The sequence below is a fragment of the Streptomyces sp. NPDC053367 genome, assembly GCF_044545925.1.
Taxonomy (GTDB): Bacteria; Actinomycetota; Actinomycetes; order Streptomycetales; family Streptomycetaceae; genus Streptomyces.
Genome location: NZ_JBITYN010000017.1, coordinates 40654 through 54989, shown reverse-complemented (window position 1 = coordinate 54989; position 14336 = coordinate 40654). Strand labels below are relative to the sequence as shown.

Annotated in this window: 15 protein-coding genes; 7 read left to right on the top strand and 8 right to left on the bottom strand. The window is 70.1% G+C overall.

Annotated elements, in window-relative coordinates:
• Positions 1-45 precede the first annotated feature (45 nt).
• Complete coding sequence (locus ACIGXJ_RS35850) at positions 46-801, bottom strand: hypothetical protein (protein WP_399654701.1); 756 nt, start codon at positions 799-801, stop codon at positions 46-48.
• A gap of 261 nt (positions 802-1062) precedes the next feature.
• Here ACIGXJ_RS35850 and ACIGXJ_RS35845 point away from each other — a divergent pair, with 261 nt between their 5' ends.
• On the top strand, positions 1063-1413 hold the full coding sequence (locus ACIGXJ_RS35845; protein ID WP_399654699.1) for a hypothetical protein: 351 nt from the start codon (positions 1063-1065) through the stop codon (positions 1411-1413).
• A gap of 278 nt (positions 1414-1691) precedes the next feature.
• On the opposite strand, the gene ACIGXJ_RS35840 is transcribed toward ACIGXJ_RS35845, so the two are convergent.
• From ACIGXJ_RS35840 to ACIGXJ_RS35830, 3 genes are all read right to left on the bottom strand, one after another.
• Positions 1692-2300 carry a hypothetical protein gene (locus tag ACIGXJ_RS35840; RefSeq protein ID WP_399654697.1) on the bottom strand — a complete coding sequence of 203 codons (609 nt, stop codon included), beginning with the start codon at positions 2298-2300 and terminating at the stop codon, positions 1692-1694.
• A gap of 1323 nt (positions 2301-3623) precedes the next feature.
• On the bottom strand, positions 3624-3809 hold the full coding sequence (locus tag ACIGXJ_RS35835) for a hypothetical protein (protein ID WP_399654695.1): 186 nt from the start codon (positions 3807-3809) through the stop codon (positions 3624-3626).
• A gap of 39 nt (positions 3810-3848) precedes the next feature.
• Positions 3849-4061, bottom strand: a complete 213-nt coding sequence (locus ACIGXJ_RS35830; protein ID WP_399654692.1) for a hypothetical protein — start codon at positions 4059-4061, stop codon at positions 3849-3851.
• 164 nt (positions 4062-4225) lie between these two features.
• Between ACIGXJ_RS35830 and ACIGXJ_RS35825 the strand changes: the two genes are divergently transcribed.
• A complete protein-coding gene (locus ACIGXJ_RS35825) occupies positions 4226-5500 on the top strand; it encodes a pentapeptide repeat-containing protein (RefSeq protein ID WP_399654689.1) in 1275 nt (424 codons plus the stop codon).
• 118 nt (positions 5501-5618) lie between these two features.
• Here ACIGXJ_RS35825 and ACIGXJ_RS35820 read toward each other — a convergent pair whose 3' ends face one another.
• Positions 5619-5834, bottom strand: coding sequence for a hypothetical protein (locus ACIGXJ_RS35820; protein ID WP_399654686.1), 216 nt, complete (start codon positions 5832-5834; stop codon positions 5619-5621).
• A gap of 102 nt (positions 5835-5936) precedes the next feature.
• On the opposite strand from ACIGXJ_RS35820, the gene ACIGXJ_RS35815 reads away from it, so the two are divergent.
• Complete coding sequence (locus ACIGXJ_RS35815; protein ID WP_399654683.1) at positions 5937-6851, top strand: Ku protein; 915 nt, start codon at positions 5937-5939, stop codon at positions 6849-6851.
• A 54-nt stretch (positions 6852-6905) separates the two neighbouring features.
• Here ACIGXJ_RS35815 and ACIGXJ_RS35810 read toward each other — a convergent pair whose 3' ends face one another.
• Entirely contained in the window at positions 6906-7244 is a 339-nt protein-coding gene (locus ACIGXJ_RS35810; RefSeq protein ID WP_399654681.1) for a DUF6233 domain-containing protein, read from the bottom strand.
• A gap of 45 nt (positions 7245-7289) precedes the next feature.
• Between ACIGXJ_RS35810 and ACIGXJ_RS35805 the strand changes: the two genes are divergently transcribed.
• From ACIGXJ_RS35805 to ACIGXJ_RS35795, 3 genes are all read left to right on the top strand, one after another.
• Positions 7290-7514: a LexA family protein gene (locus tag ACIGXJ_RS35805; protein WP_399654678.1), complete on the top strand. Its 225-nt coding sequence runs from the start codon at positions 7290-7292 to the stop codon at positions 7512-7514.
• Positions 7511-7705, top strand: a complete 195-nt coding sequence (locus ACIGXJ_RS35800; RefSeq protein WP_399654675.1) for a hypothetical protein — start codon at positions 7511-7513, stop codon at positions 7703-7705. The genes ACIGXJ_RS35805 and ACIGXJ_RS35800 overlap by 4 nt, the downstream gene beginning before the upstream one ends.
• 306 nt (positions 7706-8011) lie before the next feature.
• On the top strand, positions 8012-8992 hold the full coding sequence (locus ACIGXJ_RS35795) for an ATP-dependent DNA ligase (RefSeq protein ID WP_399654673.1): 981 nt from the start codon (positions 8012-8014) through the stop codon (positions 8990-8992).
• Positions 8993-9000: 8 nt separating this feature from the next.
• On the opposite strand, the gene ACIGXJ_RS35790 is transcribed toward ACIGXJ_RS35795, so the two are convergent.
• On the bottom strand, positions 9001-9669 hold the full coding sequence (locus ACIGXJ_RS35790) for an HNH endonuclease family protein (protein WP_399654670.1): 669 nt from the start codon (positions 9667-9669) through the stop codon (positions 9001-9003).
• Between the two features lie 167 nt (positions 9670-9836).
• Complete coding sequence (locus ACIGXJ_RS35785; protein ID WP_399654667.1) at positions 9837-10679, bottom strand: hypothetical protein; 843 nt, start codon at positions 10677-10679, stop codon at positions 9837-9839.
• A 446-nt stretch (positions 10680-11125) separates the two neighbouring features.
• On the opposite strand from ACIGXJ_RS35785, the gene ACIGXJ_RS35780 reads away from it, so the two are divergent.
• Positions 11126-14260, top strand: coding sequence for a Tn3 family transposase (locus ACIGXJ_RS35780; RefSeq protein ID WP_399654665.1), 3135 nt, complete (start codon positions 11126-11128; stop codon positions 14258-14260).
• Positions 14261-14336: the final 76 nt, after the last annotated feature.

Below are 14336 nucleotides of genomic sequence, written 5' to 3'. Positions count from 1 at the left end.
GCCCCGGGCGCCGCACGTACGACTGAGGCGCCCGGGGTCAGCTCGTCACTCTGAAGGCAGCACGCCCCCCATGTGGCCCTTGAAGAAGTCGCGGTGCTCGGGGTGCTTGTACAGCGGGGGAAATCCGGCGGCCAGGCAGGCGTACCAGACGGCTTCCACCATGTACTCGGCCGCCTCGTGCCACTCCTCGTCACGGTCGAACGGTACGCGGGCGGCCGTGGCCATGGCCCGAGCAGCGCGACGCGCGGCTGCGGCCGCGGGTGTGTCCGGGCCGTGCAGCGGTGCGGCTGTCCGGTAGGTGAACGGGGCGCGTCCCCGGGAGCGGACGATGTCCGAGCAGTACAGGGGGTCGTCGTCGAGAACGTCCAGTGCAACGCGGGCGAGGTCCCGGCCGTCGGTGAGCGTGCCAGCTCGGAGGAGGGCGAGGTACGCGCAGTGGTAAGCCTCGGCTTCGATGTCGAAGGAGTGGGTCTCGAACCCCGCCCGGTTCAGAGCTCTCTCAGCAGCGACCCCGCACGCGCGGTACACGCGCTCGCCCTGCTTGTAGTCCTCGGTGTCGAAGAACAGGCCCTGAACGTGCCCTCCGGCCTCGTACCAGGATCCGGCCTCGGCGGCGACGGCCGCGACGCTCTGCAGGTTGTCGGCCGGGCCTGTCAGGCCAGCCGTGCGCAGCTCGCTGGCGAGCGCACTCCAGGTGCTGTCAGGGCGCTCGCACAGCTTCAGGCAGTCGGTGTAGGACAGGCCAGAGACGGCCTGGATCTGGCGGGCGAGCTTGGCGGCACGGGCCTGGCGCTTCGGCATCGTGATCTCGGATTCCGGCGGGCTGTGCCCACGCTCCTGCCCGCCCCGGGTGCTCGATGCGTTCGTCGACTCTACGGGGACGCGGGCCCTGTGGGACCTTCACCCGCACATCGCTTGCTGCGTGGGAGCAAGCGGCGGGAGGCAGTACGCGCCTTGCCGTGCGGCAGCGTAGCAACAACTAGCCGGTTGTGGACGCCGCTCGATGGTGTGGCCTCGCCGACGTCGCCGTGACGCGGACCGGGCACCGCGGTTGAGCCGATCATGAAACGACGACTCCTCCAGGTGCTCCTGGCATCCGCGGTGACAGCCACCACGTTGGCCCTTGGTGGTCATGCCGACGCGCATCCCGCCGCCGCCCGGTGCGTGACGCTCCAGGTCACCGGCAAGACCGCGGCCGTGCGTAAGCCTCGTGGCAACGCGGTCTCGGCCAGCCCCAGCAGCCCCGTGCAGTACCGCGTGCGGCGCGGTGACCGGCTGCGCTCATGCCTCATGACGCATAACCGCACGACGTACCGCGGGCAGACCCTGTACACCATGTGCGGCCGCGGCGGCGTCGACTGGTACTACGTCAGGGGCGGGCAGATTCCGCAGACCTGCGTGAAGGTCGTCTAGGGCGGTCCGCTTCCTTCACTCGCAGTGGTGGACCGGGCCGCGTCGGACCCCATGCCCTCCGTCCCGGTGGACGACAGTGGGCTGGTGCCCCCGTCTCCTGTCCTTTGATCAAGACGCCGATCGAGCGATGACCAGCCCACCTTGGAATATACGGCGGCTTATCAACCCTCGCTGGCAGTCAAACTTCGGTGGCAATGAATCAACCTTCGCTGACACGGGACAGCCGAGGCACGGTGCGGCCGTGCCGCTGCTGCCCGGCCGGCAGCAGCGGCGCAGGGTCAGCGGGCGAGGAGTTCTCTGGGCAGGTGGTCGGTGGCGATGAAGGCGCCGAGCTCGGAGCCCCAGGGAACGGCGCGGGCGAATCCTTCGGCGAGGTGGGTGGCGGAGCGGACTGGCTGCGGCAGATGGCGTTCTCGCCTGAACCCCAGCAGACGGGCCATGGCGCGCCAGACGCGGGCGTCCGGTGGCTGCCCGACGGCGGCGTGGTGGGCCGCGAGGAGATGCGCGGCGAGGGCGTCGCCGGCGCCGGCGGCGAAGCGCCACCAGTACAGGGCGCTTTCGCGGCGGTCGAGGGTGTAGAGCAGGCAGGCGAACGTGCGGGCGCCGGTTTGGTCGTAGTCGGCGGCGAACGCGGCGAGGGAGTCGATGTCGTTGGAGCGCAGGACCGTCTCGCACAGTCTGCGGACGTGGTCGATGACGGCGGTCGGGGTGGTGGTCGGGTCCGTGGTGAGAATGGGTGTGGGGCGACGGCGCACCCCGCGGCGCGTGCGCGGCCGGGTGCTGGCCGGGTGGCTTGGCGCGGGTGCACCGGTGGGAGGCGCGAGCTGGGCGGGCGGGCTGGGTGGTGCGGCCGCGTCGGCGGCGGCCGCCGCCCCGCCGCGGGTCACGCATGGTGGGCACGTCTGCGTAGCTGAACTCGCCGTAGGTGACCTCGCGTCCGGCGGTGCGGGCTCGGCGGCGGTAGAAGTCGGTGATCGCGTCGCTCAGGATCCGGTGGGCCAGCGCGATGGGGTTGGCGTGGGCGAGGATGCGCGGCCACTTCCGGTACATCACAAGTGCGGCGTCCATGAGGGCCTCGTCCGCGTCGCGCGGGTCACGCAGCCGGGCGGCGGCGATCCGCAGGAACTCGCGGTGGTAGCGGGTGAAGAACACCTCGAAGTCGGACGGCAGGTCGGCCGGCTCGATCACGTCGGACTGCTCGTCAGGGTTCACTGTTGCTCCAGTTCAATGGGGGCAGTGACGGGTCCCGGGTCGATCGGGAGTCCCCTGGACGAGATGGCCGGCTGCGCAAGGTGTGCGGCAGCAGCGTTGGGTGCGGGTACGCGTGCACGCAGGTGGTGCTCGTCGCGAGCCAGCGAGGCAGTGCGGACGGTGCGCCGTACAACGGCGTCGAAGCCGACCACGGTCATCCGGTAGGCGCCGACCACTGCCAGCGCGTACCAGGCCCATTGAAGCCCCACAGACCCTCCTTCAGTTCAACTAGGCCCCCGCGCCGCACAGTTGCCGCCCGGGGGGAAGACCGAGGCCCTCATCCCTCCCACCGAAAGCCAGGACCCCGGGAGTTAACTCTGGGACACGCGTTCTGCACGGAGCGCCAGCATCCAGATGTGACGGAGCGTGTGACCTGCACCCACGCATCGTGCTGTGATCGGAGTCACGTTTGTCGGTCATATGCTCGCCATCCCGCGCCACCCCTAGCCACCCCGCGCACTACCTCCCCCGCCAGCCAACTGGCCGGAACACCACATGCCCCCCGGGCAGCCGCGTGCCCGCGTACGCCCCTGCGGCGGCCACTGACGTTGTCTCGGGTCCGCATTGACCGTCAGGCATGTAGGTCATGTGGATCTGGGAGACCGTGCCTGACAGGTATCAGCGAGGTGTTCAGGCATGTTCGGCACGTTGGCGATGATGCGACCCCCGGGCTTCCCTGTTGCTGCTGTCTCCGGCAGCTGGGCCCCGTGCTGGCGCTGCAACAGATGCGAGACCTGTGCCGTCAGGCCGACGGCGTTGCCGAACCCGGCATCGTCGGCCTGCCACGCCCACTTCGGGTAACTGGAAGGCCACTGCTCGGCCTGCCCGTCCGGCCTGGCCAGCGGCCCGAAGGCCCGGGGACAGCCAGCCTGCGCACCCGGATCACCGAGGGCTGGGACGTCGAGGGGGCCGCTACCACCCCGGGCGGCCGCGGCTGCCCGCGCACTGACTGCCCAGGGTCACTTCGATATGGCGGGCAGCTGTCCCACAGCGACGGGCACGACGGCGATGCCGCTCGCCCCAGCGGTCGCCAGTTCCAGCCGTCGTCGCTCGGCGCTCGGCTCGTCGTAGGCGACCGCCGAGGCCCGCTTGGTGCCGTTACTGTCGGTCCAGGTCAGTGCGTAATTCTGCATGGTGATGGTCATGGGGTCATCATCGTCGGGACCACTGACACTGCGGCCCGGTTACGGGTCGCGGCGCCTGCCTGTGTGGGCACCGATGAGCAGGAGCAGCAGCGTCAGCAGGGCGAGTCCGGCGAAGATCAGGGCGGCCTGGATCTCGATCACGGCGAGGACGACGAACACCGCGACGGAGAGCAGAGCGCCCAGCGCGGCGTGACGCGCGGGCCGTTGCTTGCGTCCGGGGTCTCTCCATGGTTTCGCTTCGTGGTAGGCCATCGCGCACCTCCTGGAACAGGGGCCCCTGCTCACCAGAGTGCGCTTCGCGGACCGCATGGTCGCGTCGAAGGGCGGCGATGCGCTCAACGGGGTCGTGTCCAGGCCGACGTCCTGCCAGTGGAACGCACCGCAACCGTGAATCGGCGTGGATGGTCTTCATCCTCATGACAGCTATGCGGCGGCCGCGTTCCGCCTCGGACGACCGGGAGTTACGACTGTGGAAGGTCGGCCGAGCCCTGACGGCCACCTTCGCTGCCGCAGTCCTGGCAGCGGGCAGCGTCTTCTACACCCTGGTCGTCCTGCTGGACGTCCGGGAGATCGACAGCACCGCGAAACTCGACCCCAGCACGCTGTTCGACCTCGTGAAGCTCTCCTTCGGAGTGGTCGCCGGGGCCGGTGCGCTCGTCGCACTGGTCGTCGCCTACCGCCGCCAGCGCGTGGACGAGGCCGGCGCCCACCGCGACGCCACCCGCCTGCACACCGAACGCTTCACCACCGCCGTCTCCCAGCTCGGTGACGACTCCCCCGCCGTCCGCCTCGGCGGCGTCCACGCTCTGGCCGGCCTCGCCGACGACGCCCCCGACGACAGCCTGCGCCAGACGTGCATCGACGTCCTGTGCGCCTACCTCCAGCTCCCCTTCACCCCCGACCCCGGTGACGACTCCGCCCACCAGGAGGAACACCACCGATACCTCGCCCTCCGAAAAGTCCGCCACACCATCCTGCGCCTCATCGGCGACCACTACCGACGTCCCAAGGGCACCTACCGCTCCTGGCAGGGCTGCGACCTCGACCTCACCGGCGTCACCATCGACGGCGACATGGACTTCAGCAACGCGACGTTCTCCGACGGCACGGTGTCCTTCGACGATGCGACGTTCTCCGACGGCGCGGTGTCCTTCGACGGCGCAACGTTCTCCGACGGCACGGTGTCCTTCGTCAGCGCCACGTTCTCCGGCAGCGAGGTGATTTTTGGCAGCGCAACGTTCTCCGGCAGCTGGGTGCACTTCGACGGCGCAACGTTCTCCGACGGCACGGTGGCTTTTAACGGCGCGACGTTCTCCGGCGGCAAGGTGGACTTCAGCGACGCGACGTTCTCCGGCGGCACTGTGCACTTCAGCTACGCGACGTTCTCCGGCGGCTGGGTGCTCTTCAGCGACGCGACGTTCTGCGGCGGCACTGCGCACTTCAGAGACGCGACGTTCTCCGAAGGCACGGTGTACTTCGGCCACACAGCGTTCTCTGGCAGCACGGTGTCCTTCAACCGTTCGACGTTCTCCGACGGCACGGTGTCCTTCGACGATGCGACTTTCTCCGGCGGCACGGTGTCCTTCGACCCGGCGAGTGGCCCAGCTCCCGGAGGGCTCCTCGTTGCCGTAAGCACTCCCGCTCGTGCGACCGTCACCCTGCCCCTGATCTGGCTGCCCTCTAACCCCTAGGAGACGCAATCGGCTGGCCCGTCTTAGCACCCGGCATCTGATCCGATCGGTGGGAGTTAATCGGGCACTCGCCTTCCTTACTCGCCCCCTCAGGTGCAAGAACCAGGCGAATCCCAGCTCAGCCCGGCCAGACCTCCGGGCCGATGCCCCGCCAGTCGATCAGCGAAGACCGGACGACGTCCATCTCGCCCCAGTCCTGCAGCCCGGCCTCCTGAAGGAAGGCGACCACGTCCAGAAGGCTGTAGGCGATGCCGATGTAATGGCCGTCGATGCGGACGCGGCGGCCGCCGTCCCCGCCGGGCGGGGACAGGACGACAGGGTGGTCGGTGGCCATGGCGCCAGCCTCGCGCCGGGGCGGACGCTGCGCACGGTGTGGTGCACCGGCAGCGTGGCGGTCATAGCCTGGAGCTGCTCGGGGCTACCGCGGAGGTCCTTCATGCCCCGGAGCATCTGGAGCGGCGCCATCTCGTTCGGCCTGGTCAGCGTGCCCATCAACGTGCAGTCCGCGACGGAAGACCACTCCGTGCGGTTCCATCAGTACCACCGTGAGGACGGCGGCCGAGTGCGGGTGCGCAAGTTCTGCGAGATCGAGGACCGCGAGGTCGCCAGCACGGAGATCGGCAAGGGCTTCGAACTGACCAAGACGCAGGTCATCCCGATCTCTGACGAGGAACTGCACAACCTTCCGCTGCCGACCGCCCGCGCGATCGAGATCGTCGCGTTCGTGCCGCTGGACAGCGTCGATCCCATCCAGATCGGCGAGGGCTACTACCTCGCGCCGGCACAGCCGGTCGCAGCCAAGCCCTACAAACTCCTCGCCCAGGCCCTGGGCCGCTCCGCGAAGGTCGCCGTCGCGAAATACGCCTGGTCGGGACGCGAACGGCTCGGCCTGCTCCGGGTACGCGACGACGTGATCGTTTTGCACGCGATGCGCTGGCCCGACGAAATCCGTGATCCCTCCGAGCTGTATCCACCGCCGGTGGAGGTCACCGACGAGGAGATCGACGGCGCGCTCGCACTGATGGACACCATGGCCATCGACGACCTCGCCGAGGGCGGGTTCCGCGACACATACACCGACGCACTCGAGGAAATCATCGACGCCAAACGCGAGCACCGCGCACCGCCCGCGGCACCGGAGCCGGAGCAGCCGGGCGCCGTGCTGGACTTGATGTCCGCGCTGCAGGAGTCCGTGCAGAAGGCGAAGGCCTCCCGCGGCGAGACCGGATCCCCGGCAGACGTGCACGAGCTGCCGCCGAAGAAGACAGCGAAGAAGGCACCGGCGAGGAAGACGACCGAGAAGAAGCAGCCTGCCAAGAAGGCCTCCGGGCGGCGGCCGCGCAGCGCGTGAGGTGCGGCGGGCGCCACGCGCCCCGGATCGCCCGCCGCGCGGCGATCGTCGCTGTCACCCGTCGAGATAGCCGAGGGCCGTGTCCGGCCGGCAGTGGGTGCAGGCGGGCGTGCCGTCCGTAAGAGCCTGCAGCGCTTCCTCGCGGCTGATCCCCCGCGAGCGCCCACCCGTATCCCAGCAGTCGCCGACGTGGACGTGCACGGGTGGGGCGGCCCGGTTGAGGCCCATCTCCAGCAGCCAGGCGGGCGGCTCGGGCCGGGCCTGGATGCCGCGCTGCCGCTCGGCCTCGCGCTGCTCGGCCGCGGCGATCGCCCTGCGTACGTCCGCCAGCGCGAGGGCGAGCCAAGTCTCCAGGACGAGGAGTCTGGGCAGGTCGGGCGGCAGATTGGTCACATCTCCAGCTTGCACCAAAATTCGAACAAGGTTTCTACTGGCGGCATGGCCAGGCACAAGGTCGAGCACCTCACCCCACTCCAGGAGCGCATCCTGCGCGTCATCCGCCAGTCCATCACCGACCAGGGCGAGGCGCCGCTGGTGACGGAGATCGGCGAAGCTGTCGGGCTGAGCAGCCGCGCCAGCGTCCACTACCACCTCGTCGAGCTGGAGACGAAGGGCGCGATCCGACGCGAGCGCGGACGCAAGCGCGGGATCCGGCTGACATGAGCCCCGGCCGCTACTACCTCACCCTGCTTATCGGCGGCCGCCCGGTTCAGCATGGCTGGTGGGCGGACCAGGCGGTGGCCTTGCGCAAGTTCACGGAGTGGGTTGGGGAGCGCGGCCGGCCAGGCGCGCGCATCACGCTGGTCGACGAGGAGACCAACACCGTGGTGACGACCTGGCCGGAGCAGTCGTGACCGACGACCAGCCGCCAGGGGCGGCTTATCCGACAGTTCCTGGCCTGTACCCCCAGCGACATGTCGTCAGTGGTAACCGGACGAATCCCCCAGCTCCTTCGGTTACCTCACACGACATGTCGTCAGTGGTAACCGGACGAATCCCTCAGTTCCTTCGGTGTCGTCACACGACCCTTGCCGCCGACTTAGCTTCCGTCGCGGCTGCTGCGGGCCCTGCGTGGCGAGGTCACCGGGCGGGCCGCTGCTGGAGCGCTTTGCCGGACCATGTAGAGGGAGGCCGGACCGTCTTTGTGGAAGGTCTGATCCATGTGGAGCCTGCCGGAGCCGATGCTCGCCGCCCCCGTGGCCGATTCCGCCCTGCTGCCGGGGTGGGCTGCTGAGGTGAAGTGGGACGGCTGGCGGGCACTTTTGTCCCTGGATGCCGGGCGCTTGGTGCTGGTCTCCCGCAAAGGCACGGACCTCGTCCCCTACTTCCCCGAGGTGCGCTCCGGCGCCGGGCAGCTGCCGGACGCCACGGCGCTGGATGGGGAGCTGGTGGTGTGGGACGGCGGACGGCTGGCCTTCGAGCGGCTCCAGAGCCGGTTGCGGCGGCGCGGCGGCCGCGCGGTGCGGGCGGCGCAGGAGTGGCCCGCCCACTTCGTCGCCTTCGACCTGTTGCGTCATGAGGCCACTGACACAACCAGCTGGCCCTACCGGCGCCGCAGGGCAGCCCTGGAAGGCTTGTTCGCCGAGCACCAGCTGACCGCACCGTGGGCGCTGTGCCCGTCGACCACCGATCCGGACACCGTGCGGGAATGGCTGTCCGGCTGGACTGCGGTCGGCCTCGAAGGCGTGGTCTACAAAAGGCTCCAGGACGCCTACGCCCCTGCCGTGCGCGGCTGGCGCAAGTACAAGGTGCGCGAGACCGAGGACGCCGTCGTCGGCGCCTACACCGGCTCCGCGGCCGCGCCGCGCACGCTGCTGCTGGGCCGGTACGACACAGGCGGGCGGCTGCGCTACGTCGGGCGCAGCACCACCCTCCCGCAGGCGGCGGCCCGGGACGTCGCCGCGCTCCTGACCCCCGCCGCGGCCGGGCATCCCTGGACGGGCTGGTCGTTCTCCGCCGGCTGGGGTTCGCGGGAGAAGCTGCAGGTCACGCTGGTGCAGCCAAAGCTGGTGGTGGAGGTGGGTGTCGACGTCGCCCGGGACGCCGGCGGCCGGTGGCGCCACCCGGCGCGCTGGCACCGCACGCGCGTGGACCTGTCGCCCGCCGACGTCCCCGTCTTCGAGCCCGGCCCGGCGGACTGACGCGACGGCTACCGGGCGAACGTCACCTTCACCGGCTCGTTCAGGCACTCCTGCGTGCCCTCGGTGAGCGCCTGGCGCTCGGCGTCGTCCACCGTGAGCTGCCAGCGCATCTTCACCGCCACCCAGTCGGCGAGGTACTGGCACCGGTACGCCGCGTGCGGCGGGAGCCACGTCGCCGGGTCCTGGTCGGCCTTGGACCGGTTCGAGCGGGCGGTCACCGCGATCAGGGAGCGCTCGTCGCCGAGGTCGTTGGCGTATGCCTCGCGTTCCTTGGCCGACCACTGCCCGGCCCCGGAGTCCCACGCTTCGGCGAGCGGCACCATGTGGTCGATGTCCAGGCCGGACGGGGAGGTCACGTAGACGCCGTCGTACGGGCTGAACCACTCGCCGTCCGACAGGGTGCAGCGCGCGCCCTGGAGGGGGGCGATGAACGCCTCGGCCTTCAGCACCTCCGCCCGGGTGGAGCACCCGTCCCTGTCGGCGTCCGTCCAGTGCCTGAACGAGGTGCGCTGGTAGCCCTCGCGCGTCTCCTCGGCCGCGGGCAGAACCTTCACCGCCTCACTCAGCGGCATCGCGAGCGTGCCGCCCGCCTCGCCCAGCGGGCCGTCGGCGTGGGCAGGGGTGATCAGAGCGGTGAGCGCGGCCGTGGCGGTGGCGAGAGCGGCGAGGATACGCACGAGCGTCCCTTTCGAAGATCCAACGTGGTCGGGATCTTCGTAGCGGGACTGGGCGGGCAGCGGGTGCGGTCGACGGCTGGTTCACTCCCGTGCGCGGAAAGTCGGACCACCACACCTCAGGGTGGGACATCCACCGTGCAGTCCAAGCAGCCGTCAGGGAGGCTCCGTCATGCCCAGGCTGGACGCGCTTGTCCCGGCTCGTAGCGGTCCAGGTCCTCCGGGTTGAGGTCGTAGACGTTGCGGCTCCGGAAGTGATCCTCGAACAGGCCTTGGTGAACGGGACGGCGCCGCACCGAGACCAGGCGGTGGTCCGCCAGCTCGTTGAGACCCTTGCGGCGGGTCTCATCACTCAGGTCGTAGCGCTCCTGTCCGATCCGGGGGGACAGCCACACGGTCTTCTCCTCGCCGCGCTTCTCGTGCAGCACCACCAGGTACATGGCGATCGCGGCGCCGGACAGTTCCATCACCCACCCCTGGGTCCACAGGCCGGCGGGCAGTTGAACGTAGAAGTGTTCTTGCTTCTGCGCTCGGGACAGGCGCTTCATGGCGGGGCCAGGGGCCTCGTAGGGGCGCCCGGTACCGGCATCACTGAGCAGATGGACGGCAGACGGGGCCCCCTGGCGGTGCTGCAGGCGGACAAACGCCTGCTCGTCCAGCCAGCGCAGAGCCTGCTGAATACGCCGGGCCCCGGCGGCATCCGGCTTGTCGAACCCCAGCAGCCGGGCCCACTGGTGCGCGGGGTAGTCAAACCGTGGAGCGTCCTCATTGCGCGACAGCCAGAGCATGGACAGGTACAGCTTCAAGCGGGCCGCGCCGCCCTTGCCGCCCCCACCGCGTAGAAGTCTCGCCAACGGCGGAGCGTCCTCCTCCGGCCCGCCCCTGGCGATGAAGCGGTTGCGCACGGCAGCACTCCGGGCCCCGCCGGCGCGAGCTTTTGCCTGCGCAGCCGCAAGGCGCTGCGACATTTCCGGGTCCTCATACGGCTGAGAAAAGTCCGCGAAGTTCTCCACGATCAGCTCCTAGCTCAAATAGTCAATTACGTCGCGTCAGCACAAGCGTATGAGCGTCGCCGCTGTAAACGTAGGGGTTAGATCGTTATAACACGTCTTGCAGCCGGGTTACCGGTGTGGTACCGCTCCTGTAAAAGAGTAAGCGTTGCGGCCTATCGTCGCGCTCCTCTAAACTTCGGGGTACGCCGAGGCGGTCACCCGACACGGAGCGACACGGTCCGTCGCACCAGAGGGAGCGGGCGCCAAGGCGAGCGATGCACGCGGGAGACATCTGGCGGGCCCCCTAGCACAAGGGTTGACCCCCTGGGGTATCCGGGTGTGAGTAGTTGACGTACAGGAAATCCCAGTGAGATTGATCTTGGTCGGCTAGCACACCGTTCCGTGGCCTCGCTGAGGTTCGAGGAAAGATCGTCGAGCGGGTGCCGGCGCTGGCTACGGTCCGGCTCGTGCCGGTGGAGTTTCTGACTGATGAGCAGGCCGAGGCGTACGGGTCGTTCAGCGAGGTGCCCACGCGCCCGGAGCTGGAGCGGTTCTTCTTCCTCGACGATGACGACCGTGATCTGATCGCGCTGCGTCGTACGGACGCGCACCGGCTGGGCATGGCGGTGCAGATCTGCACGGTCCGCTACGTCGGCCGGTTCCTGGGCGAGGACCCGCTCGCGGTGCCGTGGGAGGTCGTGGAGTACCTGGCCGGGCAGCTCGGGATCGCGGATGCCTCGTGCGTGAAGCGCTACGCCGAGCGGCGCTCGACGGTGTACGAGCACGCGGACGAGATCCAGCGGCGGTTTACGTACCGCGACTTCACCGACCGGAAGTGGGGACGGGAGTTCCGCGGCTTCCTGTACGGGCGGGCGTGGACGCACGCCGAGGGGCCGGTGGCGCTGTTCAACCACGCGGTGACGTGGCTGCGGAAGAACCGGGTGCTGCTGCCGGGTGTCTCGGTGCTGGCCCGGCAGGTCTCCGAGGCCCGTACGGCGGCAGAGCGGCGCCTGTACGAGGCGGTGGCCCGGGCGACGGTCCGGGCGGATGCGGCGCTCGCGCCGGCGCTGGCCGGGCTGCTGGTGGTGCCGGAGGGCAGGCGGGTCTCGGAGCTGGAGCGGCTGCGTACGCCGCCGGTGAAGTCGACGGGCACGGCGATGGTGCGGGCGATGGAACGGGTGGAGGAGATCTCCGCGTTCGCGCTGGGGCGGGTGAACCTGTCGCGGGTGCCGGTGAACCGGCTGTCCGCGCTGGCCCGGTATGGGCAGCTGAGCAAGGCGCAGACGATCGAGCGGGCGCCGGAGCCGCGGCGGACCGCGCTGCTGACGGCGGTGGTGCGGCAGCTGGAGGCGCAGGCGGTCGACGACGCCCTCGACCTGTTCGCGGTGCTGATGGCGAACCGGCTGATCAGCCCGGCCCGGCGGGCGTCGGACCGGGAGCGTCTGGCGTTGCTGCCGCAGCTGGAGAAGGCGGCCCGGATTTTGGCGAAGGCGTCGAAGATCCTCACCGAGGAGTTGGACCTGGTCGCCGAGCATGAGGCGGACCTGGACGTCGCCGCGCTGTGGGCGGCGGTCGAGGAGGCCGTGCCGCGTACGGCGGTGGCCGGGGCGGTTGCGACTGTCGAGGCCCTGGTGCCCGAGGACGACGGCTCGGCCGAAGCCGCGATGCGCGAGAAGCTGGCCCTGCGCTACAACACCGTGCGCCCCTTCCTCTCCCTGCTGGGCGAGTCGGACGCGCTGGACGCGGCGCCGGCCGGGCGGCGCATCCTCAAGGCCGTGCGGCGCCTGCCCGCGCTGGCCCGGCGCCGGGTCAAGGGCCGGCCGCTGCTGCCCCGCGAGGTCGAGGCCGAGCTGGTGCCGGCGATGTGGAAGCGCGCGGTCTTCTCCAACACGAAGCTGCCGCAGGGCGCGGTCGACCGCGACGCGTATGTGGTGTGCGTGCTGGAGCAGTTGCACCGCGCCCTGAACCGGCGCGATGTGTTCGCTGCCCCGTCGAACCGGTGGGCGGACCCGCGCGCCCGGCTGCTGGACGGGCCGCAGTGGGAGGCGATGCGCGCGGACGTGCTGGCGGGCCTGTCCCTGACCGAGGATGCCGAGGAGCACCTGGCCCAGCTCGCCCGGGGGCTGGACGCGGCGTGGCGGCAGATGGCCGACCGCTTGTCGGAGGCCGGCGCCGACGCGAAGGTGGAGATCGTCGTCCCCGAGGGCGGGGGGCGCGCCCGCCTGTCGGTGGACAAGCTCGGCGCGGTGGGCGAGCCGGAGTCGCTGACCTGGCTCAAGGCCACCACGGAGGCGATGCTCCCGAGGATCGACCTGCCGGAGCTGCTGTTCGAGGTCCACTCCTGGACTTCGTTCCTCGACGCCTTCGGGCATGTCTCCGAGCGGCGCACCCGCATGGAGGGCCTGCTCGTCTCCCTGGTCGCGCTGCTGGTGGCTCAGAGCTGCAACATCGGCTTCACCCCAGTCATCGACCCTACGATCAAGGCGCTGACCCGCTCGCGGCTGTCCCACGTCGACCAGAACTACCTGCGCGCCGACACCATCGCCGCGGCGAACGCCGCCCTCATCACCGCCCAGTCCCGCATCGAGCTGGCCCAGATGTGGGGCGGCGGGCTGCTCGCCTCCGTCGACGGCCTGCGCTTCGTCGTCCCCGTGAAGAGCATCAACACCGGCCCCTCGCCCAAGTACTACGGCTACAAACGGGGCGTGACCTGGCTGAATGCCGTCAATGACCAGGTTGCGGGGATCGGCGCGATGGTCGTACGCGGCACCCCGCGCGACAGCCTCTACACGCTCGACACCCTGCTGAACCTCGACGGCGGGGTGAAGCCGGAGATGGTCGCGACCGACAACGCCTCGTACTCCGACATGGCCTTCGGCCTGTACAAGATGCTCGGCTTCCGCTTCGCTCCGCGCTTCCGCGACCTGGCGGACCAGAGGTTCTGGCGGGCCGACCTGCCCGACGGCCAGACGCCGGCGGCCGGGTATGGGCCGCTGGAGGCCGTCGCCTGCAACAAGGTGAACCTGAAGCGGATCGCCACGCACTGGCCGGACATGCTCCGCGTCGCCGGATCGCTCATCACCAACCAGGTCCGGGCCTACGACCTGTTGCGGATGTTCGGCCGCGAGGGCCACCCGACCCCGCTCGGCGCCGCGTTCGCCGAGTACGGCCGGATCGACAAGACCATGCACCTGCTCGCGCTGGTCGACCCGGTCGACGACACCTACCGTCGGCTGATGAACCGGCAGCTGACCGTGCAGGAGTCCCGCCACCGCCTGGCCCGTGCGATCTGCCACGGTGGCCGCGGCCAGATCCGCCAGGCGTACCGCGAGGGCCAGGAGGACCAGCTCGCCGCCCTCGGCCTGGTCCTCAACGCCGTCGTCCTGTGGAACACCCGCTACCTCGACGCCGCCGTCGCCCAGCTCCGCGCCGAGGGCCACGGCATCAAGGACGAGGACGTCGCCCGCCTCTCCCCGCTCAAGGACCGGCACATCAACTTCCTGGGCCGCTACCTGTTCAACATCACCGCCAGCGGTCCCGGCAAGGGCCTGCGCCCGCTGCGGGACCCGGATGCGGTCGTGGACGACGAAGCCGAGGAGTGACGGGCGGCACATCGACCTGTTGGGCCGTTCGTTGTGTAAGAGGGCCCCAGTACCTCGTGGCAGGGGCCGGGGCCGG

Coding starts and splice junctions, on each gene's coding strand:
- ACIGXJ_RS35850 (WP_399654701.1), bottom strand. CDS start 801: ATGCCGAAGCGCCAGGCCCGTGCCGCCAAGCTCGCCCGCCAGATCCAG.
- ACIGXJ_RS35845 (WP_399654699.1), top strand. CDS start 1,063: ATGAAACGACGACTCCTCCAGGTGCTCCTGGCATCCGCGGTGACAGCC.
- ACIGXJ_RS35835 (WP_399654695.1), bottom strand. CDS start 3,809: ATGACCATCACCATGCAGAATTACGCACTGACCTGGACCGACAGTAAC.
- ACIGXJ_RS35830 (WP_399654692.1), bottom strand. CDS start 4,061: ATGGCCTACCACGAAGCGAAACCATGGAGAGACCCCGGACGCAAGCAA.
- ACIGXJ_RS35825 (WP_399654689.1), top strand. CDS start 4,226: ATGACAGCTATGCGGCGGCCGCGTTCCGCCTCGGACGACCGGGAGTTA.
- ACIGXJ_RS35820 (WP_399654686.1), bottom strand. CDS start 5,834: ATGGCCACCGACCACCCTGTCGTCCTGTCCCCGCCCGGCGGGGACGGC.
- ACIGXJ_RS35815 (WP_399654683.1), top strand. CDS start 5,937: ATGCCCCGGAGCATCTGGAGCGGCGCCATCTCGTTCGGCCTGGTCAGC.
- ACIGXJ_RS35805 (WP_399654678.1), top strand. CDS start 7,290: ATGGCCAGGCACAAGGTCGAGCACCTCACCCCACTCCAGGAGCGCATC.
- ACIGXJ_RS35800 (WP_399654675.1), top strand. CDS start 7,511: ATGAGCCCCGGCCGCTACTACCTCACCCTGCTTATCGGCGGCCGCCCG.
- ACIGXJ_RS35795 (WP_399654673.1), top strand. CDS start 8,012: ATGTGGAGCCTGCCGGAGCCGATGCTCGCCGCCCCCGTGGCCGATTCC.